General features: G+C 72.1%; 24 protein-coding genes. 10 read left to right on the forward strand and 14 right to left on the reverse strand.

Going from position 1 to position 19,278, the window contains the following annotated elements; translation table 11 throughout:
- The first annotated feature begins 93 nt into the window (after positions 1-93).
- Positions 94-741, forward strand: a complete 648-nt coding sequence (locus tag ACFXPK_RS18410; protein ID WP_385076567.1) for a hypothetical protein — start codon at positions 94-96, stop codon at positions 739-741.
- Positions 742-858: 117 nt separating this feature from the next.
- Here the strand turns inward: ACFXPK_RS18410 and ACFXPK_RS18415 are convergent, their stop codons facing one another.
- Complete coding sequence (locus ACFXPK_RS18415) at positions 859-2,208, reverse strand: helix-turn-helix transcriptional regulator (protein WP_385076570.1); 1,350 nt, start codon at positions 2,206-2,208, stop codon at positions 859-861.
- A gap of 239 nt (positions 2,209-2,447) precedes the next feature.
- Here ACFXPK_RS18415 and ACFXPK_RS18420 point away from each other — a divergent pair, with 239 nt between their 5' ends.
- The gene (locus ACFXPK_RS18420) at positions 2,448-4,229 is read left to right on the forward strand and encodes a hypothetical protein (protein ID WP_385076573.1); all 1,782 of its coding nucleotides are present in this window, start codon (positions 2,448-2,450) and stop codon (positions 4,227-4,229) included.
- Here the strand turns inward: ACFXPK_RS18420 and ACFXPK_RS18425 are convergent.
- Entirely contained in the window at positions 4,224-4,652 is a 429-nt protein-coding gene (locus ACFXPK_RS18425; protein ID WP_385076576.1) for an NUDIX domain-containing protein, read from the reverse strand. The two genes, ACFXPK_RS18420 and ACFXPK_RS18425, sit on opposite strands and share 6 nt — an antisense overlap.
- A gap of 44 nt (positions 4,653-4,696) precedes the next feature.
- Here ACFXPK_RS18425 and ACFXPK_RS18430 point away from each other — a divergent pair, with 44 nt between their 5' ends.
- The 4 genes from ACFXPK_RS18430 to ACFXPK_RS18445 all read left to right on the forward strand — a co-directional run bounded on the left by ACFXPK_RS18430 (position 4,697) and on the right by ACFXPK_RS18445 (position 7,613).
- Positions 4,697-5,524, forward strand: coding sequence for a sugar phosphate nucleotidyltransferase (locus tag ACFXPK_RS18430; RefSeq protein WP_385076579.1), 828 nt, complete (start codon positions 4,697-4,699; stop codon positions 5,522-5,524).
- A 201-nt stretch (positions 5,525-5,725) separates the two neighbouring features.
- Entirely contained in the window at positions 5,726-6,442 is a 717-nt protein-coding gene (locus ACFXPK_RS18435) for a hypothetical protein (protein ID WP_385076582.1), read from the forward strand.
- Positions 6,443-6,468: 26 nt separating this feature from the next.
- Positions 6,469-7,146, forward strand: a complete 678-nt coding sequence (locus ACFXPK_RS18440) for a hypothetical protein (RefSeq protein WP_385076585.1) — start codon at positions 6,469-6,471, stop codon at positions 7,144-7,146.
- Positions 7,143-7,613 (forward strand): hypothetical protein, encoded by a 471-nt coding sequence (locus ACFXPK_RS18445; protein WP_385076588.1) that lies wholly within the window; start codon positions 7,143-7,145, stop codon positions 7,611-7,613. Before ACFXPK_RS18440 ends, ACFXPK_RS18445 begins: the two co-directional genes overlap by 4 nt.
- A 102-nt stretch (positions 7,614-7,715) precedes the next feature.
- Here the strand turns inward: ACFXPK_RS18445 and ACFXPK_RS18450 are convergent, their stop codons facing one another.
- On the reverse strand, positions 7,716-8,738 hold the full coding sequence (locus ACFXPK_RS18450) for a zeta toxin family protein (protein ID WP_385076591.1): 1,023 nt from the start codon (positions 8,736-8,738) through the stop codon (positions 7,716-7,718).
- Entirely contained in the window at positions 8,731-9,006 is a 276-nt protein-coding gene (locus ACFXPK_RS18455; protein ID WP_385076594.1) for a hypothetical protein, read from the reverse strand. Before ACFXPK_RS18455 ends, ACFXPK_RS18450 begins: the two co-directional genes overlap by 8 nt.
- Positions 9,007-9,093: 87 nt before the next feature.
- Between ACFXPK_RS18455 and ACFXPK_RS18460 the strand changes: the two genes are divergently transcribed.
- The gene (locus ACFXPK_RS18460; RefSeq protein ID WP_385076597.1) at positions 9,094-9,288 is read left to right on the forward strand and encodes a DUF397 domain-containing protein; all 195 of its coding nucleotides are present in this window, start codon (positions 9,094-9,096) and stop codon (positions 9,286-9,288) included.
- Here ACFXPK_RS18460 and ACFXPK_RS18465 read toward each other — a convergent pair.
- The 10 genes from ACFXPK_RS18465 to ACFXPK_RS18510 form a co-directional block, all read right to left on the reverse strand.
- Positions 9,281-10,837 carry a hypothetical protein gene (locus ACFXPK_RS18465; protein ID WP_385076600.1) on the reverse strand — a complete coding sequence of 519 codons (1,557 nt, stop codon included), beginning with the start codon at positions 10,835-10,837 and terminating at the stop codon, positions 9,281-9,283. The genes ACFXPK_RS18460 and ACFXPK_RS18465 overlap by 8 nt on opposite strands.
- A 239-nt stretch (positions 10,838-11,076) precedes the next feature.
- Entirely contained in the window at positions 11,077-12,492 is a 1,416-nt protein-coding gene (locus ACFXPK_RS18470; protein WP_385076603.1) for a hypothetical protein, read from the reverse strand.
- A 185-nt stretch (positions 12,493-12,677) separates the two neighbouring features.
- Positions 12,678-13,811: a hypothetical protein gene (locus tag ACFXPK_RS18475; protein WP_385076606.1), complete on the reverse strand. Its 1,134-nt coding sequence runs from the start codon at positions 13,809-13,811 to the stop codon at positions 12,678-12,680.
- A complete protein-coding gene (locus ACFXPK_RS18480) occupies positions 13,808-14,797 on the reverse strand; it encodes a hypothetical protein (RefSeq protein ID WP_385076609.1) in 990 nt (329 codons plus the stop codon). The genes ACFXPK_RS18475 and ACFXPK_RS18480 overlap by 4 nt, the downstream gene beginning before the upstream one ends.
- Entirely contained in the window at positions 14,794-15,177 is a 384-nt protein-coding gene (locus ACFXPK_RS18485; RefSeq protein WP_385076612.1) for a hypothetical protein, read from the reverse strand. Before ACFXPK_RS18485 ends, ACFXPK_RS18480 begins: the two co-directional genes overlap by 4 nt.
- Positions 15,174-15,824, reverse strand: coding sequence for a hypothetical protein (locus ACFXPK_RS18490; RefSeq protein ID WP_385076615.1), 651 nt, complete (start codon positions 15,822-15,824; stop codon positions 15,174-15,176). The genes ACFXPK_RS18485 and ACFXPK_RS18490 overlap by 4 nt, the downstream gene beginning before the upstream one ends.
- A complete protein-coding gene (locus ACFXPK_RS18495; protein ID WP_385076618.1) occupies positions 15,821-16,900 on the reverse strand; it encodes a hypothetical protein in 1,080 nt (359 codons plus the stop codon). Before ACFXPK_RS18495 ends, ACFXPK_RS18490 begins: the two co-directional genes overlap by 4 nt.
- 4 nt (positions 16,901-16,904) lie before the next feature.
- Positions 16,905-17,099 carry a hypothetical protein gene (locus tag ACFXPK_RS18500; protein ID WP_385076621.1) on the reverse strand — a complete coding sequence of 65 codons (195 nt, stop codon included), beginning with the start codon at positions 17,097-17,099 and terminating at the stop codon, positions 16,905-16,907.
- Positions 17,096-17,272 carry a hypothetical protein gene (locus ACFXPK_RS18505; RefSeq protein ID WP_385076623.1) on the reverse strand — a complete coding sequence of 59 codons (177 nt, stop codon included), beginning with the start codon at positions 17,270-17,272 and terminating at the stop codon, positions 17,096-17,098. The genes ACFXPK_RS18500 and ACFXPK_RS18505 overlap by 4 nt, the downstream gene beginning before the upstream one ends.
- Positions 17,272-17,757 carry a hypothetical protein gene (locus ACFXPK_RS18510; protein ID WP_385076626.1) on the reverse strand — a complete coding sequence of 162 codons (486 nt, stop codon included), beginning with the start codon at positions 17,755-17,757 and terminating at the stop codon, positions 17,272-17,274. Before ACFXPK_RS18510 ends, ACFXPK_RS18505 begins: the two co-directional genes overlap by 1 nt.
- A gap of 251 nt (positions 17,758-18,008) precedes the next feature.
- Between ACFXPK_RS18510 and ACFXPK_RS18515 the strand changes: the two genes are divergently transcribed.
- Genes ACFXPK_RS18515 through ACFXPK_RS18525 form a run of 3 tightly spaced genes read left to right on the forward strand, consistent with a single transcriptional unit; the run spans position 18,009 to position 19,235 of the window.
- A complete protein-coding gene (locus tag ACFXPK_RS18515) occupies positions 18,009-18,428 on the forward strand; it encodes an NUDIX domain-containing protein (protein ID WP_385076627.1) in 420 nt (139 codons plus the stop codon).
- Positions 18,425-18,907: a hypothetical protein gene (locus ACFXPK_RS18520; protein ID WP_385076630.1), complete on the forward strand. Its 483-nt coding sequence runs from the start codon at positions 18,425-18,427 to the stop codon at positions 18,905-18,907. The genes ACFXPK_RS18515 and ACFXPK_RS18520 overlap by 4 nt, the downstream gene beginning before the upstream one ends.
- A 46-nt stretch (positions 18,908-18,953) precedes the next feature.
- Complete coding sequence (locus tag ACFXPK_RS18525) at positions 18,954-19,235, forward strand: hypothetical protein (protein ID WP_385076633.1); 282 nt, start codon at positions 18,954-18,956, stop codon at positions 19,233-19,235.
- The last annotated feature ends 43 nt before the right edge of the window (positions 19,236-19,278 follow it).

Below are 19,278 nucleotides of genomic sequence, written 5' to 3' on the forward strand. Positions count from 1 at the left end.
CGTCTGGTGGCGTGGGTTTTTTTTTTAAGACCCCGGCGTTGATCCCCACCTTAATTGTAGCGTGCGCTACAACGCATCGTGAAGGAGAACACCGTGACCGACCGCCAAGCGCTGAGCGCCGCCCGTCTCGCCCGCCTTGCCGTCGAGGCCCTGCCCGTCGACGGCAAGGTCACTTTCGGGGCGCCCCGCCCCGCCGGCGGTACCGCCGAGATCTCCTGGGCGCCCGAGACCGCCCTCGCCGCTGCGGGGCACATCTGTCAGCACTGGGGCGACTTCTCCGGCATCAGCACCCGCCGCCTCGCCCTGGAGCCCGCACGCGGTTTCTCGGTCATCCTCAGGCACAAGACCGGGCACGGCTTCTACCGCATCGTCGTCACCGAGGACGTCGACGGACCGGACGTCGGTGAGCTGTGCGGACATGCGGGGTGCCCCGAAACCGCGCCCGCCGGGGCAGGGTCCCGCTGCCCCGATCACGTCACCGACAGCGTCCCGCATGGCGCTGACCGCGCCTACTGGGGCGTCATCGCCGCCCGGGCGTGGGCCCGGACCTGCGCCACCACGGGCGAAGCCGGGGTGCGGAATCAGACCCGCCGCGACGGCGTCGTGAGCGGGGGGATCGCGGCGGGCATGCAGAAGATCGACATCGCGCGGATCACCGGCATCGCGCGCACGACCATCGACCGGATCATTCAGGGCCCCCCGGCCGTCCAGGCCGACGACTCCGACGGCGGGGCTGCGTAGCCAGGTACGACGGCGCCCCGCCCCGCGTCGGGGCAGGGCGCCGTCCGGAGCCGGGTGGGGTGCGGGCCCGAGGGAGGGGAAGGGCGCTTCGATCCGGCCAATCTCTGTGTTGTCCCGTTACGCGCTGACGAGTGTCCGGGCGCGGTCGAGGAAGTCGCGGACGGGCGGGGTGTCGCGGTGCGGTGCGAGCTGTTTGGCGAGGTCGCGTACCTGATCGGTGCTGCGGGCGCTGTTGATGTCGCCGAGGAGGTCGAGGGCCTGGATGGCGGAGTCGCAGGCGGCGTCCAGGTCGTGCTGCTGGAGTTGGGCGGTGGCTATGCGGCTGAGATACAGGGTGTGGGTGCGTACGTACTGCGGTCCGTAAGCGGCGTCGGCGGCACGGAACCACTTCTGGGCTTCGGCGGGGCGGCCGAGGTCGAGGAGGCTGCTGCCGGTGAGCATGTCGATCTCGGCCTGCTCGACCCAGTAGGCCCACGGCGGATCGTCGTCCCGCCGGCCCTTGCCGAGCAGATCGGTGGCGCGGTTGAGGGCCCGGTAGCAGCCGCGGGCGTCACCGGCCTTGGCCAGAGCGCGGGCCCGGCGGGCGCAGAGCATCGCGTCGACCACGGGGGTGCTGCGCCCGCGTACGGCGCTCTGCGCGGTACGGACCATGGCGTCGGCGTCGGCGGGGTTGCCGACGGAATAGGTCTGGGCGGCGGCGAAGGCCAGGACGTTGGCGCCGAGGAGGACATCGCCGCTGGCGTGGGCGGCGCGCAGAGCGGCCGCGAAATACCGCTGGGCTGCGGCGTGGTGGCCGTTGTCGTAGGCCATCCATCCGCACATGCGGGACAGGTCGGCGGCCTGGCCGTGGAGCCGGGCGCGCTGCCGGTCGGTGCACGCGCCATGGCCCAGAAGGCGGGTGACGAGCGACAGGTACGCCTCGCCCTCGAAGATGAGGTCACCGCCGCCGTGGGTGTCGTCGTCACGTTGCAGACCGGCGATCCGGGCGTCGATACGGTCGACCATGCCGGGGGAGACGCGACGCCCGTCGCCGACGACGGCGTGGGCGATGTCCGGCTCGGTGGTGAGCCATCGGTGCAGGAGAGTGGTCAGGGTGATGCCGGTCAGGACGACGAATCGCCTACGGTCCATGCGGCCGCTCCTCAGCACATCGGCGAGTACAGCAACGGTACCGGCGGCCGTCCACGGGTGGTGCAGCTCCGAGAGATCCGGGGCGGGCAGCCACAGCGGCCAGGGCAGCGCCGCGCACGCCTCGGCGTCGACTTCGAACACCTCCGCGATCAGCTCCCGGGTGACCTTGTCGGGTTCGCGCCCGCTCTCCCACGCCGACACCGTCTTCTTGGTCGTGGCGACGTTGATCCCGCGCCGTTTGCCCGCCGCCCGGATCAGCGCGGCCAGCTTCTCCTGGGACAGACGACGCAGGAGCCGCGCCTGGACGAGCGGATGACCGACGGATCTGCCGGACATGGCGGGTCCCCCCCCGGGGTCGGTTGACGGAGTGTGGCGCATCGTAGCGGCGCCGTCACCGCTCGGAGAGAGGAACGGGCGGGCTGACCGGTAAACGCCGCCGGGGGGCTGGCGAAGGAGGGAACCGGCGGGGGCTTGACAGCCCCTCGCCGGGCTCGCGGCGGGGGCTTCGCCCACGGGGCGCGGGCGACGAGCGTGGGGTCTCCGATGCCCAGCGGGCAGAGACATGGGGAGTCCAGATGGCTGAGGGACTGTCAGCAGCCGAGTGCGGCAGTGCCGTACACGGTGGAGACGCGGGCGGCGGGCCGGCCGCGGACATCGTCCGGCGGACGGCCGCGCGGCATGGGAGCGAAGCCGCCCCCGTACTGGCGCTCGCGACCTTCGAGCGCACGGGATCGAACTGGCTCAGCGACTCGCTGAGGGCGGGCATGCCGCAGCACAACGAGCCGTTCCGGCAGCAGCTCGGCCGTGCGCACCCGCTTTCCCCGGGCAACCGGATCGCGGTCGCCCTGGAGGACGCGGTGCTCGGCGCATTGGGCGCGCACCACCTGGAGTGCGCGCTCGATGACCTTTACGGACAGCCCCGGCACCTGGTCAAGGAGACCAACCTCTTCTTCGCCACGGACACCGTGCTCAGGCTGCTGCCCCGCTCCCCGGTCCTGGTCCTCACCCGCGCTCCTTTGGGGATTGCCTCCAGCTTCGCCAGGGGCAGGCTCTGGGCGCGCTGGAAGTACGCCGACCGCTATGCCCAGGTCGCGGCTACGGCCCGCTCGCCGCGCTGGCGTGAGCAGTTCGCGCCGCTGCTGCCGCAGGACGACCCGGAGGAACCCGTCGCTCTGGGACGGCTGATCGCGGTCAACGCGCTGCTGCTGGCCCGCTCCCTGGCCGCGAGCGGCAGGTACTTCCACGTCGTTCCCTACGAGCAGCACGTCACCGACCGTGCGGCGGTTCTGGACGGGCTCGCCCGGCATCTGCGGACCGTGCTGCCCCATGCCGCCCCGGCCGCTCCCGCCGCCCCGGCCGCCGCGGATGCGACGTTCGCGACGAGCGGTCACAAGGACGGCCTGGTCGCCGATCTCGCGCCCCGTACGGCGGAGTTGGTGACCGCTCACGCCGCGTCCACGGTGAGCCTGGCGGGGGAGCTGTTGGAAGCTCGGGTCACGGCGACGGCCGCCGACTGGCTGGCCGGGGGCGACCTGTACGAGGTCCGCGAACCCGCCGCCCGTCGGCCCGCCCGCGCGGCCACGGCGGCGCTGGTGCCCGCGTCGGCCGTGCCGGTCACCGCCTACCGTCCGGTGACACGGGTGTCCTGGCGCAACACCCTGGTCACGAACGCGGAGATGGCGGACCTGCTGACCCTGCTGCACGCGGCCGGCGCCCCGAACACCCGCCTGGGCACGCATCTGCTGGTGTGCCCGATGCCGCACGAGCGCGGCGGGCGCCTGCACTTCGACGCGACGCGGCGCCGCTGGTGGGTCAGCTCCGGCTACGAGACGCATCCGGCGTACTGGGTGACCTGGGTGGGCGCGGCCGTCATGGCGACCTGGTCCGGGGCCCGTCTGCCCACCCGTACCGAGGCGCTGGAGGCCGCCGCCGACGCGCGCGCGTACAACGCGGACTACGCGGTGGGCGACACCTGCCCGGTCGCGGAGCCCGGGCGGGGGCCCGGCCAGATCCACCACATGGTCGGCAATCTCCAAAACTGGTGCGGCGACGGCCCGGACGTCTCCGATCCGGGGCAGCCACGGCAGCGGTATCTGGTCGGCGCGGCGTGGAACACCCCGGGCACGCCCGAGGCGATCCGGGCGCCGCGCTCGCGTTACCTGCTGGGGTCCTCGCGCGGCGTCGGGATCCGGCTGGTGCGCGACTCCCGCACCACCGTGTCCTCGGGACTCGGGGCGTGGGAGCTGGCGCACCTGCTCAACGGCTGGATCGACGCTCTGCGCACCGGCCCCGACCGGTCCCCGGGTGACGTCGACCGCGTGCTGGTCACCGCGCTGACCGGCGACGAGCGGTCATAGCCCGATCGCGGACTTGGGTCCCATGTAGGACCCGAAGTCGGGAAACCCGTCCCGGCACAGCTTCACGAACTTCTCGCTGAACCCCAGGCCCGGGAGGTCGCCGAGCGGTACGAAGGCGACCTCCCGGATCGGGCGCGTGTCCGCCCCCTCGGTGATGGCCCCGACCTGCCCGCCCACCCGGCGGGCCTCGAAGGTGATGTGAACGACATGAGCCGCGACGTTGTCGCACAGGTACAGCAGACGGCCGACCTCCACGTCGACGCCGGTCTCCTCCCTCATCTCCCGGATCAGTGCCTGCTCCAGGGTCTCCCCGTCCTCGACCTTCCCACCGGGAAGGCTGTAGGACCTCGGCCCGTCGGTGTCCTGGTCGAGCAGCAGGATCCGGTCGTCCTCGATGACGATGCCCGTCACGCGTGTATGCATCCGGCGACGCTACCGCCCGCCGGCACCGGAAGGGGGGCACACCGGTGACCGCGCCACCCGCAGGAGTCGTGATCGCGGCCGGGGGACTGGGCACCCGGGTCACCGGCTGGACGCCGTTCCTGCCCAAGGAGTTCCGCCCGGTCGCGGGACGCCCGGGCCTCGCGCACGTCCTGGAGGAGACCGCCGTACTCGGTGCCGAACGCGCCGTGGTGGTCCACCATCCGTACTACGCGCCGCTCATCACCTGGGTCCGCCAGGCATTCGCCCCCGGCGCCCTGGCCCGCTACCAGGAAGTCGCCCGGCAGCCGGTCGGACCGCGACCGCCCGCCGAGATGATCCGGGTTGACTTCATCCCCCAGCACGGCCCCTACAGCGACATCACCTCTGCCCTCAACGGCTCCGAACACCTGGGCACCGCGGACATCTGCCTGGTCTACTCCGACAACGTCGACCCCACCCACGGCGCGCTGTCCGCGCTCGCCGCCGCGTCCACGCCCGGCACCCCGGCCGTACTGGCGGCGCCCTTCGACCTGCGGGCCGCCTCCAGTCACGGCGTCATCGTCTGCTCCGGCACCGGCCCGGTCCGCACCATGACCGCGCTGGTCGAGAAACCCGGCCCGGCCCGCGCCGCGCAACTTGCGCGCGAACACGGCCCGGACGCCCTGCGCCTCCTCCAAGGGCGCCTGCGCCTGACGCCGGATCTGCTGCACCACCTGACTGCGGCCGCACGGCGTACGGCCGCCGAGCCGAAGCTCTCCCTCGCCCTGGCCGCGTACGCCCGCCGGCGCCGCGTCGATGTCGTCACCAACGCCGAACACCCCCTGACCGACCTCGGATCGGGGTTCCTTCCGGGTGAGGCGTTCAGGTTATGAGGCCGCCGCGCGCCATGGCGTGCGGCGGCTGACCTACTCGGTGCCGGTGACGGTTTCGGCTGTGAGCTGGTGGACGGTGCGGGACGGGTGATCGGCGATACCGGACATGCCCGCCAGTATCCCAAGAGCGACGGCACTCTTTCCGGTCAAACATCGTAAGGCACCTTACGGAATCTCCGTAAGGTGCCTTACGGTGTTCTCATGGAAGAGACGAAGCCCGTACGGCCCGTTGCCGGCGTTCCCGCCCGCGTACCCCCTCGGTACAAGGAGCTGGTCGAGCAGTGGGGCCCGCCGATCGGCGTGGAAGAAGCGCGTAACCGCTGGGGCCAGCTCGTTGCCGCGTCCGAGAACGGGGCGATCACCCTGGTCGCGATGGACACCACGGTGAGCCTCGGCTACCCGACCTGGGCCGCCATTGCCCCCCTGGACAAGGTCGCCGACCCCGGCCGGTGCCCGGTGTGGCCACTCACCTCGGCTCGCCCCAAGCTCGCGGACGTGATCGCGGACGCCACGCAGTTCCCCGACGGCGCACCGCAGATCATGACCCGCCACCGTCGCCCGGTCGTTGCCGTCGTCGCCGCCCTCACGCTGGTCGACCTGCCGCCCGACGGCGAGCGCATCGCCATCGACGCCTTCCTGCGGGAGGGCGGCACCATCACCTTGGAGTACGACCACGGCCACCCCGGCTCGACCACCCCCGACGGGGACGTGGACCAGGAGCCGATCCCCGAGCGCTACATCGCGCACGCCAAGGAGCCGGACGGCAGCGAGATCGGACAGGGCGAGGGCGACAGCGTGGCGGAGGCCCTGCTCCGGCTGTGGCGCCCGCCCGCGCACCTGTACTCGACCGAGCCGCCGTTCGACGGCTGGGGCCCCCGGCCCGACGCCGACCCGTGGACACCCGACCCGCGGTTCTGACCCCTCATGACGAAGGAGCGACGTACGTGACCACCACCCTCAAGGCCCTCTCCGACTACGGGCCGCGCCAGTTCGGCGACCGGATCGCCTTCTCGGAGTGGCAGTTCGAGCGGGCCCTGCGCCTGGAGCTGATCCCCGCCGCCGACCAAGGCGGCCGCTGGTCGGCGACCGTCTTCAACGATGTCGTCGCCCGCCTCGACGCGGTCCGCGCGGCGGTCGGCACCGCGCCCGACGTCGGGGCGACCCGCGCGGAGGAGTACCTCGCCGAGCGGTTCACCGGCCTGACGGTCCACCCGGGCACCGCCGCCGAACTCGCCCGGCGGGACCACCTTCCCCGGCGCGGGGAGTACAAGGGCTACCCGCTGTACTGCGGGCTGACGCTGGAACGCTTCACCGACCGCCGCAAGGTGGCCCGGGCCTCCGCCGCCGGCCGCACGTACACCCGGGACGACGCGGCGGCCGCCCTCGGGCTGCGGACCGCGGACTTCGACCACCTTCTGCGTGCGGGCCTGCTGACGCACTCGGAGACCACTGTGTCCGCCTGGTACAAGGGCGTCACCGTCCGCCTGTACCGTCAGGCCGACCTCGACCGGGTGCTGCGCTCCTCCCGGATCGACTGGACGGCCGTCCGTGCGACGCCGAAGGGCCGCCAGTCCCCGCTCGCCAAACTCCGCACCCGCACGGCACGAGCGGAGACCCGGTGAACCTGAACGCCACCCTGGACCTGTGCACGTACCAGACCGCCGGGTTCACCCAGGGCGAGCTGGACGCCATCGAGGAGTACTGCGAACGGCTGACCCTGCGCGGGTACTTCGACCTGGAGGAGCTGCTCGAAGAGAGCAGCGAACCGGCCGCCGCGCTGCGCGGGCGAGCTGAGGAGCTGACCCGCTGGCACGACGCGCTCACGGGGCTGATGGCCGACCCCCGACTGGAGAACGCGCGGCGCCGCGAGAACGCGTCCGGCCCCCCGTACGACAAGAACGGCAAGGGCCCGTACTGCGCGGCCGTCGCCAGGTTCTTCGGCTTCGCCGCCGAGGACTACCACCGTCACCGGCAGGGGTACGAGTACGCGGTCACGGTATGGGCCCTCGGGCTCCAGGCCCCGGCCAGCTACCCGCCGGAGTCCCGCTACGTCGACCTCAACAACAAGACCCTCAAGCTCTGGCGCTGACCCGCCGCCACCACGGAGCGGGCCCTGCGGTCCATGTCAGCGGGTCTCGGCACCCTCCAGCCCGACCTGACGGCCCGGGCCTTCGGGAAAGCTGGCGACCGTCTAACGGGACCGGCCGGAGCTGGCCTCACGTCCGGGCGCGGGGGAGGCGGGAGGCCCCTGCGCGGACGGCGGGGCCGCCTTCTTCGCCGCCTTGGACGAAGGCAGGGTCGTGGACCGTTTCCGGGCCGCCGCCGCGCTGGGTCGCGTCCCTGCGGTTGGCGGGGCCAGCATCGGGGCGGCCAGCTCGTCGACCCGGACCAGCCGCTTGCCCCAGTCTTCCGCGCTCTCACCGACGGGTACGGCCACGGCTGCCCGTCGCTCCAGGAAGTCCTGGCGCGTGGCGGGGTCCCACGGCTGATGCCGTATCTCCGCGACCGCCTCGCGCGCGGGCCTGGAGGGCGTCCACGTTCCGTCAGCGCCCAGGTGCTTGCTGAAGGCGACCCCGCCGGCGTCGACAAGGTGCAGGGCGTCGGCGAGCCCCCGCTGCTCGACTTCGGTCATGATGGACGGAACGCCGTCCAGGACCAACTGCTGCAACTCCAGGGAGACCAGGAAGCTGTAGCCCGGACCGTCGCTCATTGCCCAGCGGTGACGGTCCATCACCCCGACCTGGGACAGCGCCGGGTGCAGCGCGGTGTACGCCATCTCGGTGCTGTATCCCTCGGCGCGAAACTCCGCCACCCGCCCCAGGGTGTATTCCTCGTTCGTGTACGGGCCGATCAGCATGACGTTCAGCCCTCGCGCGTGAACCTCGGTGAGGATCGCGGTGCGCAGGACCTCGATGTCAGGCCCGCACAGGCGTGACGCCTCAAGAACGCCGTGCTCGCGTGCGAGCGCGTCGTGGTGGGGGTGGTACGTGTAGTGGTCATCGCCGTCGTAGAACACGGCGTCGCTCAACCCCAGCTGTGCGGCGACCAGAGGGCGCAGTGTGGTCTTCCGGGAGCCCTGTGGGCCGCCGAGGAGGACCATACGAGGCGATTTCTGCCCCGGCAGGCGGGTAAGCCCCGGCAGGACGTCCTGCTGGAAGATGTCGGCGAGCTGCTCGTCCGACAGGCGCCGCGGCGGCTTCTTCGGTTCACTCACCAGCGCCGCCCGCGCGTACGCTGCGGAGCCGCTCGGGCATCTCGAACAGGATCTCCGCGACCCGCTCCCGGTCGTCGGCGCTCAGGCTGTCCCGCTCCGCCAGCAGCGGCGCGCGCTCTGCACGCAGAGCGCGCGCCACATCCGGGCCGGGCGCCACGCCTATTCGGCCGCTGTAGGCGCTGATCACCGCATTGAGCAGGTCCCGCGCCCGCTCGTAGGAGTCCATCTCCGCTGCCGTCCATCGCGGCGGCCGTGCATGGTTTGTCATGAACCTTCCCCCCATCTCCCTTGCTCCTACACTCCCATATGCGGACGCTAGTGATCAGCCCGATTCCTCACCACCAGGGAGACCCCAGTGCCTCTTTCCCGGAGCACATGGCACAAGAGCACCTACAGCGGCGACTTCGAAGACGCCTGCGTGGAGGCCCGCGTGCGTCCGGCTGATACCGGCGTACTCATCCGGGACTCCAAAGAGCCCCGCCGTCTCCCGTTGACCTTTTCCGCTGAGGCCTGGCACACCTTCCTCACCAGGCCCGCCATGGTCATCTAGGGTCGGGGTCGGCGGCCGTGATCGTGTCCGCCGTGAGTTGGCGCACGGTGCGCGACTCCCGCGTCGGGCGCAGCGGGGCGCCGTCCGGGCCGCGCACATGCTCGATCACGGTGATCTCCTCGTGGTGGTGGCGCTCCCGCTCGGGGTCGTCCCGGTGTGCACGCGGGTTCATGCAGTGCGAGCGGTCGTACTCCGCGATCACCTGCCGGTAGTCCAGCGTCCGGCCGCGCGGCGCCGACGCGGCCGGGGCCGACTCGGCGGGCTGGGGGCGGCGGCCCCGCAGCGTGACGAGGTGGACGGCGGAGTCGTCCTCGACGCCCTTGCGCCGGTCGCGGCGCAGATCGGTCGGCTTGCGCGGCTGGACGCGCTGCTGGGTGATCGGCCGCTTGGTGACCTGCTCCTGGGTGATGAAGTCCCAGCACGCGTACACGACGTGGGCGACCTCGTCGGTGGTACCGATGTGCATCGGGCCCGGGGTCTCGGTGGCGCCGATCGTGGTCTCGTTGTCGGCCATCAGCGGCGGCACGCCGGGGATGGCGTGGGTGGGCCGGGTCCAGAACGTCAGCCACCACGTCGGCTTCTCCCGGCCGTCGAAGGCCTCGATGTGCCGTACTCCGTTGGGCCCGAACCATCGCCAGAACGGCTGACGGGGCCCGGATACCGGCGTCGGCCGCAGGTGCCCGGGCACGTGCGCGAAGTCGGCGGCCCACGGCCCCCAGGACACCGCGACCACGTCCGGCGGCCGTTCCTCGCCCTCCGGGACGGTCCGCGCGAGTGGCTTGCCGAACGCGATGAACCCGCGGCGGGCGGGTACCCGGTGCGGGGCCAGCGGACCCTTGCGACCGCGCTCCGCCTTGCGGATGGCGGCCTCGGTCATCTCCTCGTCCACGTGGTACAGCCGGGCCTTGGCGAGCCGGTCGTTCTCCTGCGCGAGCAGCACCCGGGCCGCGTCGTCGGCGGAGTTCAAGTACGGCACGAGGGTGCCGGTGTTCTCGAACAGCGCGATGGCGAGCCGGTTGACGGCGGGCTTGCCCTGCTGGGCGCTGATCAGCCGGGCGCGCACGTCGGGCAGGCGCCGCGGGTCGATCGGCTCGGTGACGTTCTCGACGGGGAAGCGGCGGGGCCCGGCTTCGAGCAGCGCGTGCACCCCGGCGCTGATCGCGATCAGCTTGTGCGCGTCCTCGGCGGAGGCGGCGCACGCCCGCCCCACCCGGTCGTGGAGCTGGAGGTCGGCGTCGCCATCGACCGCGGCCTGGAGCAGGCTCGCCAGGGCCGGGTCCACCGACGGAATGTGCCGCGCGACACTGAAGTGCCCGTAGCCGCCCGCCTGCCAGCGTTCGGCCGCCTCCCGGCACATGCTCAGCACCGCCGAGACGACGGGCTCCTGCCGGTCCAGCAGGGCGATGTGCGCGGTGTGGGCGCGGAGCTGGTCTGCCACCCGCGCGGTCGGCCCAGACAGGGCCTCTCCGGCGAGGGCGGTGAGACGCTCGGCGAGAACGACGTCGTGCGCGGTAGGGGCGGGACTCGGACGGTCGGTGATGCCGGACATGCCCGCCAGTATCCCAAGGGTGACGGGCACCCGAAGCGCACCCGCCCGCTGGCCCCGACGGACGCGACCTCCGCGAACTCCTCGCCTTCTACGGCTGCCGCTGGTCCAGTCCAAGACCCCGGCGGTGCCGGGGGAGGACCGGCTCCGCACGTCGGGCGACGTCCCCTGATCCTGTGCAGTACGTACGACGGAGGCCTCCGAGACGCGCTCCCGGAGGCCTCCGTCGCGGGCGGGGGCGGTCAGTCGGCCTTGACCACGTACACCGTGTCCAGGAACGGCTTGTCGGCCGGGCCCTTCGGGTAGTCCAGGACAGTGATGTCCTGGTGGGTGCACCCGCCGCTGCTGTGCGCGGCGGGGTTCATACAGTGGTCGCGAGTGTGCTCGTTGACCATCCACCGGCCCCGGTCGTAGCGGCGGCTCGGGCCCGTCCCGTCCGTTTCCCGCCGCGGGCGCGGCACCGAGTCCTGCCGGCCGCGGATGGTCACCAGCCGCACCGTGCCATCGTCGGTGATCCACCGGCGCCGGTCCGCGCGCACCTTGACCGGCTTGCGCTTCTCCTCGACGACGTCGACCACGCCCTTGCCCACCCGTTCCTGGGTGATGAGGTCCCAGCAGGCAACGACCGCGCGGGACGCGAAGTCGGCGCTCTCCGCGGTCGCGTACTTCTCGGCGAGGACATCCCCGGCGGTCAAACGCTCGAAGCCGATCGGTGCGAGCGGCGGCGTGGCGGCCGTGTGCGCGTACAGGGTCAACGACCACGTCGTCGGCGGGCCCTCGGGCTGGCCGAGCATGTGCCACACGTCCCAGGAGGCGGCGACCAGTGGCGCCCGCCCCGGGGCGTAGTCGACCGGCTGGTCGAGCACGAGGAACCCGGACGGGGACGGCACGCGCTGGGGATCCAGCGGGGTCTTCCTCGGCCGGGCGGCCTTGCGGGTGGCGACCGCCGTGGTGTCGGCGTCCAGGTAGTACAGGCGTGCGGACCGCAGTCGGTCCCGCTCCTGGTCGCACAGCAGCCGGGCCCGGGCCGCGTGGTCCAGGCCGGGGAAGAAGGCCTGCGAGAAGAGGCTGGTCAGCTCCTTCTCGGTCAGCTCCCGGGCCGTGGCCTCCGGCGTCTCGGGCGCCTCCAGCCGGGATACGAGCTGGCGGCGCCACTCCGCTACCTGGCGGGGCTTGACCGACCACGGGGCCGCCGTGGTGCCGTCCAGGGTGAACGTGGGCAGCGTGCCGTCGGGGTCGAGCACCGCGGCGGCGCCGCTGAGAGCGGCGAGCAGAGTCGCCAGAGACAGGCCGGTGCGCTCGAACTGCGCGACCCTCCGCTCGAAGGCCTTCCAGCCGTTGCCGTGGCGCGTTAAGTCCGCGAGTGCCGCCCACACGTCCTGGTCGTCCTCGACCAGATCGGCGAGGGCGGGCGCGGCCTCCTCGATGTAACGGCCGTGTTCCTCCTCGAACTGGAGGAGCTGGGAGGCGCCGAACAGGGCGACCTCGGAGCCGCGGCCGCCCTTGACGTTGTCGCCGCCGGTCGCGGTCTGCTGGATGGCGCGGGCGTACCGGTCCGCCTCCAGCGCGGGGTTGCGCTGGAAGGTCCGGGCGACGGCGGTCAGGTGCCGCCACGCGTTCGCGGTCGCCTGGGTGGCGACGAAGACGCCGGGGAACAAGGGGATCTCCTCACAGAAGAACAGATGCGTAGGGGTCGGGGCCGGTGGCCGCTGGGGGCCTTCGCCGGCCCCCAGACCCCCGCTCCCCGCAGCACCGACCGGCGCGGGCAGGAAGCGGGGGGTGCCGCTGTGTGCGCGCCGGACGGCACCGCGGCCTGTGCCGTCCGGGCGGGCGTGGTCGGGCGTCAGAGACCGATCCCCTCGGTCGCGTTGTCTTCCCACTTCTCGCCTTCGTCCACGTACTCCCAGAACACCGGCGAGTTCTTCGACCAACCGCCCTGAGTACGCAGCTTCTCCGGCCGCTTGCCTTTGCGGCGGCCGGTGGTGACCAGTCCTCGACGGCCGGAGTGCCCGGTGATCCGCCGACCGGTCATGCCCGCGTACTTCGCTGAGCGGGAGATCGCCCGGCCGCAGCCGTCGGGCGACAGCCGCTCAGCGCCGAGGTTGCCCCACTGGTCGATGGGCAGGTACGCGGGCCCGTCCGGGGCCGCGCCGGCGGCGAGCTTGGCTTCCTTCCATGCGGTCCAGCACCGCACCGCGCAGGTGTCGATGTTCTCTCCGTAGGAGACGACGACGTCGCGGGCCGGACGTCCCTTCACGCTGGGGACGTGCACCTCCAGCCCCTCCGCCACGAGCTGGATGCCGATGTCGTCCAGCTTGCTCATCTCCTCGTTGCGGCCCGCGACGGCGAACCGCATGGTGTGCAGCGACCGGTCCCGCAGTCGGGCCAGCTCCGGCACGACAAGCACCCGGCGGCGCCGGGCGTTCGGCTGCGGAGCGCGCTCGCGCGGCGCCGTGTTCATCTTCCGCAGGTCGTCCGGGGTGATCGCGACTGCCTTCCCGCGGCCGCGCTTCTGCCGCTCCTTGTCCAGCTTGAGCGGCTTGAGCGCCTGGGTGGCAGCCGCCCGGGCGGCCCTGGGCACCTCGTAGCCGTACCGGCGAGCCTCGGACGCGACCCCGGTCACCCTGCGCTCGATGCTGTTCGGTGCGGCCTCCTTGACCTCGTCCAGCCACTTCACGAACGCCACGTAGGTGCCGACCGTAATCGCGCTGTTCGGCAGACGGATGCCGGTCTGGTCGGCGAGCCAGTCGTGGAACTCGCCCCACAGCTCCCAGTCCCGGGCGTACCCGGTACGGGTCTTGTCCGGCCGGTCGTTGTGCAGGTCCTCGGCGGCCTTCGTGTCCAGCGCAACGAGCACGGCGGCCACCGGGTCGTGCGCGGCGACCTCGCCGGCGCCGGTGGCGGCGTCGTCCACCACCTCGGCGTAGACCACCTCCACCGGCTCCAACTCGGTCCCGCACTCCTGAGTGGTCGTCATTCGGCTGCCTCCACCTCGTCGGCGAGCTTGCCGACCCGGGCGGCGGTGTGGGTGATCCGCTCCGTCTCGACCCGCAGCGTGCTCTCCGCGTCCGAACCCCTCTCCACGTACCCGGCTGCGACCTCGCCCACCAGGTGGGCCACCTCCTCCAACACCTCGGCGACGTCCTTGAGCCCGGCGCGCAGTTCTCCGCGCTCCAGGTAGTGGGCGGCCCGGGGGAGTTCGCCGTACGCGGGAAGGTCCTTGCGGGTGGCGACGGCGGCCTGCTCCTCGTCGTCGGCGGGGAAGGGCACGTACACCTGGGTGAGCATCAGCCCGGGCTGCGTCCTCTCCGCCTCGGTGGCGAGCCCGGAGACGGTGCCGACCAGCCGAGGGTGGATGGTGTGCACCTGGTCCGGCTCGCCGGGCAGGGCCCGGTGATGGTCGTCCAGGGACAGCGGCATCTCGCCGGGGAGCTGCTCCAGCAGGGCCCGCAGCTCGCCCACGGTGTCCACCATCGGCGCCGCGGCGACCGCCACCCGCAGCCGCGAACGCTGCTCCGTGGGGGCGTCGCGGATCTCGACGGCGGCCCACCCGAGGCCGAACGCGACCCACCGCATCACCTCGCCGTACGCCTCCTCGTCCAGGCCGACCAGCACGTCCGCGCCGTCCGCGAGGTGCTGGTGATAGAGGGTGCGCTGCCCCTCCGCCCACACCCGCAGGTCGTCAACCGCCGCCAACACGGTGGTGTCGAGCGCGGCCGCGACCTGGTCCCACGTCGCCCCGAGCCGCAGCGCCTGCGCGACCATGCCACCGCGCTCACTGCGTACGGCCCGCCGGATCGCCTCGCCCACGGCGAGCTGCGTCAGCGCGTCGCCGACGACGGCGTCCTGGTCGCGGTCGTGCTCGATCCGCAGGCGTTCACCGGCCTCAGCGCGCTGCTGCGCGAGGGAGGCGAGCGGCGTGCCGGCCGGAACGTCGCCGGGGCGCTGGGTCTCGGCGGTCATGCCTTCTCTCCGAACGGTGAGGGGACGATGCGGCCGTGCTCACGCAGCCACCCGTGGACCGCCTTCTCCTCGGCCCGCAGCCGGTTGAAGGTGATGTCACCGGCGGGGGTCATGTCTTTGAAGGCGACGCGGGCGCTGCGGGTCTGCGCCCACTGGCACAACTCCCACTCCGGCTGGCCGGTGTCGCTGTTGTACGCGGCCGGGTGCAGCGAGCAGTCCCGGACGAACACGTCCCGCTCGGTCTGCCGCTGCGCGACCTTGGCCTCGGCGGCGGCGAGCGCGGCCCGGGCCGCCTCGACCTCCTTCTCCGCCGCGGCGATCCGGTCCTCGAAGTACGTGGTGACGACGGCCGTGCCGTCGATCTGCTCGATGGCGCTCACTGCTCCTGGTCCTCCTTCGTCTCGGTCGCGGCGGCGTCCAGCTCCGCCGCCACCCACTTCGCCGCCGCGGTGACGGACGTGAACGGCTTCTCCCCGCTGTTCTTCGCCCACGTCGCGTAGCCGGAGAGGCCACGTGCGGGCGGGTGGAAGTCGGGCCCGATGGCCGCGTGCCAGATGGTGGCGCCGCGCTTGCCCCGGCCCTCGGTGACGACGCCGACGATGTCCTTCTCCGACAGCCGCTCGATCTTCACCCGGGAGCAGAGATAGGCGCCGGGCTCGCCGGTCTTCTCGCTGAGCTTCCAGTCGAGCAGCGGCGGGCCGGGGTAGAGCCACAGCCCGGCCACCTTCTTCGGGGGCTGTCCGTACCCGGTGTGCACCGTGGTGGTCGTCCGGGTGGTGTGCTCCTCGCCGCTGATCAGGTGGACCGTGTCGCAGGAGCGGCACAGCAGCCGCACGGTGATCCGGTCGTAGTGGTCGTGGTGGCCGCACTCCTCGTTGGGGCACGTGTGCTCCGGGCCTCCCCGGCGGGAGCGCAGCGCGTCGGCGACGGCCTGGTGGTCGACCTCCCAGACCGGCTTGGCGCAGTCGGGCCGGTGACGGAACGGCTGCCAGTCCAGGTGGGCGGCGATGGCGTCGGAACTACTCATCGGGAGTCCTCCGCCGTGGTGCCGACGAACAGGGCGTGGAACAGGTCCATACGGCCCTGGTCGCGCTTGGCGGCAGCGTACAGCTCCAGTGCAGCACCGAGCCCGATGCCGCTCCCGGGGGCGTCCAGTTGGGCGGTGAAGATGCCGGGCCGGAAAATACGGTCGGCGTCCGGATCGGACTGGCGCAGCAGGACGAGGTTGGCGTCCAGCATCTTGGCGTCCGCCCGCTCCTGCGCCATGTCCCGCGCCTCCTGGCCGGCGGAGGCCTGCGTCAGTGCCCACGCCCGGGCGGCGGGAGCGTCGGGGTCGGGCTCGCCGACCTTCTCGCAGTGCTCGGGCGTCAGCTCGGTGGCGTTCTGCCGCCCCAGGTAGTCCAGTACCTCGTTGGCCGGGAGCATCGGCACGGTTCCCCGGGCCGGTCCCACCCAGGTCACGGAGTCGGGGGCGCTGTCGAAGTCGGTCGGGTACGGAGCACGGTTCTGCCGGATCAGCCGGTCGATCTCTCGGCGGACGCCCTCCGGGGACTGGTCGTGGAAGAGGTCGTTCTCCCGGAGCAGGTGGGCGGCCTCGTCCAGCGTCAGCGTGACGCGGTCAGTCGCGCCGCCGGTGCGCTCCTGCTGGACGGCCAGCACCGCGGCGAGCATGCCCGCGGGCCTCTTGCCGGGCGTGGTCCTCTCCAACTCGGCTCGCAGGCACAGGAGTTCAACGGTTTTCCCTTGCAGCTTGGTGGCGGCCCACGCGCGGGCGGCCTCGGCCTCGATCTCCTCGTCGGCGTCGCGGCGGTACTGCTCGGCGACGGCGGCGCATTCCTGGGAGTCGCACAGCACGCGCGCCACCGCTTCGGCCGAGCCGTCGGGGTACCCGACGGACTTGACCTCGGCATCGGCCAGCTCCGCCGCGATGCACTCGGAGACCATCCGCAGGCCCTCGCGGGCGCTGTCCTCCAGCGGCGCGAGGGGGTCGGCGGCAAGCGGCCCGGTGACCGCGTCGGCGTCCCAGCGGGCGCGGTGGACGTGGACGGTATAGAAGCGGTCCGGGTGTCCCGGAACGAGGAGGAGCGGTACGGACAGCGGCATGCGGTCAGTCACCCTTTCGTGTGATGGCGGCCCGGGCGATCCGGGCGAGGTGGTCGAAGTCGGCGTCGGTGAGCGGGCTGCCGTCGGGGCGGGCGTAGTCGAGGGTGATGTGCGGGCGGGTCCGTACGCGGAACAGCTCAAGCTGCCCCGGGCTGACGGGAGTTGCCTGCGGCGTCGGCGCCGTAGTGAGGTCGTTCATCGGCCGTGCTCCCGTCGGATCTGGTGGCTCAGGCGGTGGTAGACGATCCGCTGAGGTGTCATCCCCTCGACCACGTTCTTCGCCTGTCCGGCGTGCACCCGCATGAGGCCCACGTAGAACCAGGCCATGAACGCGGCGGCCACCACGGCGGTGACGATGAGGAAGGGCGGCATCACTCGCCTCCCTCGGCGATCCCCAGGTGGCTGTTCCAGAGCTTGCGGGCCGACTCGCCTTCCACCGGGTCTTTGGTGAGTTTGTTGAGCGCGTCGAGGTAGGCGGCGCTGCCTTCTTTCTCAGGGTGCGGGGCCTCGTGGTGTACGAAGATGGTGGCGCGGAAGCAGCCGCGGGTGCGGCGCTCGTCGTCCTTCCACCCGGCGTACAGCTCCTCGCGGCCGTCGCTGGTGTGCTCGACGTCGACCTGGGCGCCGACGTGGTCGGCCCACCGGCGGACGCTCTCGCGCTGGACGTCCGGGGTGAAGCCGAGGCCGTCGGCCCGGCCGATTAGGTTGCCGTTGGGGGCGAGCGACCACAGCAGCGGGGGCAGGTTGTTACTCGCGCCGTGCTCGATGAGGGCGGCGAGGTGATGCTCGGCGCGGCGCTGCCACTCATAGAGGGTGGCGGCCGGGACCGCGTCGGTCTGCTTGTCAGGCTGGGGCACGGGCGTTCGATTCCTTCCGGGTGGGCGAGCCGGTTCGGGTGACCTGTCGTCATGTCCGGTTTATCGCCTCGGATATGGCACATTATCCGAGGCGAGACGCACCGGTCCACCAAGTCACCCGAACGAGTGCAGAATTCCGCCAAGTTCTCCCCGGTCTAGACGGGGAGAGCCCCCGCGGGGCAGACTCCTTATGGAGACCCCGGAGAACGGGGAGAGAATCCCACGAACGCCCTGTATGAGAGAGGACCTGCGTGAGCGACAGTGAGATCTTCGAGGACATCCGCCTCACGGCCGATGTCGACGCCATCCGACCGGACGGCCGTGTGCTGCTGATCGAGCGGGGCTGGCCCCCGTTCCAGGGGGACTGGGCCTTGCCGGGCGGCCATGTGGATCCCGGGGAGGACGACCTCGTGGCGGCCGTCCGGGAACTGCGCGAGGAGACCGGCGTGCATGTGGCCCCGGGAGACCTGCGCCAGATCGGGGCCTTCGCCGCCCCCGGCCGCGACCCGCGCGGCCGCTACGTCACCATCGCCTACGCGGTCTCCGTCCCCGTCGGCACCGCCGCGCACGCCAAGGACGACGCGGCCGACGCCCGCTGGTGGCCCCTGGACGACCTGCCCCAACTGGCCTTCGATCACGCCGACATCATCGCCAAGGCAGCAGACCGGTGAAGATCACGATCGAAGGTGCCGACGAGGAGTTCGCCGAGAAGCTGGTGGCGCTCGCCGCGCGGCATCACGCCGAGCTGTCGGTCGTCACCGTCGACACCCGCTGGACCACCGACCGAGCTGAGCGCTACCTCCGCTCGCTGACGTCCGGCGCTCGCACCTTCGCCCGCATGGTGGTCCTTGACGGCGACGAGAACGGCTGTCTCGACGCCGACCGGCTACGCGAAGCCCTCGGCAAGCTCAACGGGCCGTCCAACGCGCTGACCAGGGCGGTACCGCGCGGCATGCGCGAGGGCTGGCTGCCCGAGGGCATCGAACCGCCCGTCATCGCCGTCGCCGACCGGGACAACCCCAGTTGGCACAAGACCATCGCCTACCAGGTCAGCACCGAGAACAGGCCCGTCTTCCGCGAGGCCTTCATCCGACTGGGCCTCGGCCCGGCCCCCGTGGACAACGACCCGAACGGGGAGGAACGGCCGTGAGCGGAACCGTCGAGTACCACTGCGTCGGACACCACTGGGGGCTGGGATGAGCGGCTACGACATCACCCAGAACCCAGCACACGCCGTCCTTCTCCGCAGCGACCACGAGTGGCTGAAAGCCTGTTACTGGTCGCCGCTGACCGGTATGCGCGATGTCGCAACGAACCTCCTCATCGAGTGGGGTCACCGCCCTGAGGACCACTCGAAGCTGCTGGACGATATGGAGATCGAGCTGTCCGGCGCCCTCATCGAGACCGCAGCCGACCTGATGCGCGATCGCGGACTGCTCGACCTCCGGGTCACGCCCGGAGAAGAGAGAACGTCATGACGTCGCGTACGGAGAACGGCGCCGTCCGGGAGGCCGCTTCAGC

The organism is Streptomyces sp. NPDC059142, assembly GCF_042755665.1.
GTDB lineage: Bacteria > Actinomycetota > Actinomycetes > Streptomycetales > Streptomycetaceae > Streptomyces.